The organism is Veillonella sp. CAG:933, assembly GCF_000431435.1.
GTDB lineage: Bacteria > Bacillota > Negativicutes > Veillonellales > Veillonellaceae > Veillonella_A.
Window position 1 is genome coordinate 1 of sequence record NZ_HF986252.1, and the last position, 1,223, is coordinate 1,223.

1 protein-coding gene is annotated in these 1,223 nt (G+C 29.7%); it reads left to right on the forward strand.

Annotation, left to right across the window (positions count from 1 at the left end):
- The first annotated feature begins 726 nt into the window (after positions 1-726).
- Positions 727-1,155: a hypothetical protein gene (locus tag QZL64_RS12875; protein ID WP_021842356.1), complete on the forward strand. Its 429-nt coding sequence runs from the start codon at positions 727-729 to the stop codon at positions 1,153-1,155.
- Positions 1,156-1,223: the final 68 nt, after the last annotated feature.

The window sequence follows — 1,223 nt, forward strand, 5'->3', positions numbered from 1 at the left end:
ATCTTATTTGGTATATTACTATTGGTATTATTATTTTATATAGTAATAACAATAAGTCAACCACGTTATGCAGTAACTAATATATTACTGTACATAATACCAACTTTAATTGGTGTCTATTTTGGTGTTAAAGTTATTAAACATGAATAACAAACCACCCAGTGTATGAAGTGATACACAACTTCCTTTTTAATTTAATATAATGCAGCCATGGTTAGTGACAAGCCTAAGTAAATGCAGAGTCTATTAAATTATTCAATATATGAAAAAGGTAATATCATTCATTTGGTTAGTATTAAGAGTACTTCTCTATATGATAGTATTATTAATACTATTAGACGATCCCATCCTATATCCAATATGTGTGATATTATTTGCATATATTGAATTTAAGGATAAAGTAAATGTTAGTGTTTTTCATGGTATTTTAGATGATGTTAGAAAAGAATTAAAGTAACAACATTCTTTTGGTTAAAATGTAAGACACATATCTGTTGTGAAACACGTGTGTGTCATTTAAAAGATTTTTATAAACAATTATTATAGCCTTCTAAAAACAACGAAGTCACGACAGAACTGTTGTATGCCTATTGTGAAATACGCATACAATTCCCTAGAATAAAGACAACCTCATCGAGACTAACTACACTACTTCATACGCATTCTGATTAATACACAAGTTAGCGGTTCTAGGGTCTAGTAGGTTTAAATTGCCGGGCTGAACGAATGCCAACGGCTACCGAAGCTAATGTCTTTAAATCTGAATCATTAATACTTAATAATATGATAAGAATAATAATTCAGAAAAAAAAGAGTCGTAGTATATCTCTATATAAGAGAATTGTGACTCTTAAAAAAGAGCTTAATTTAAGTTGGCTTGATGCAATTAAGTTAGCTTATAAATTAAGTAAAGGATACGGTGTAGTAATCAATACTGCTATCGCATCCAAGCAACAGTGCATGTATTCATACATGGACAATCTTCATAATCAATTATATCGATTATTCGATACTAATTGGAAACAAGATGTAGAAACTGTTGCTATGCAAATACCCAAAAAAGACTTTGACCTATTTAAATTAGGTGGAGGATATAGGGTATATATTGCAACAAAACCCGGTTATATAGATCACTTCTTACAGATCTATCCATAATCAGGTAAGGGAGATTTATTTCTCCCTTTTAAAAAATGACAAACTTGTTGAATTATAGAACTCTATTC

What these genes read in the sequence shown, in the direction of transcription:
- QZL64_RS12875 (WP_021842356.1), top strand. Translation starts at nt 727, where the DNA reads ATGCCAACGGCTACCGAAGCTAATGTCTTTAAATCTGAATCATTAATA.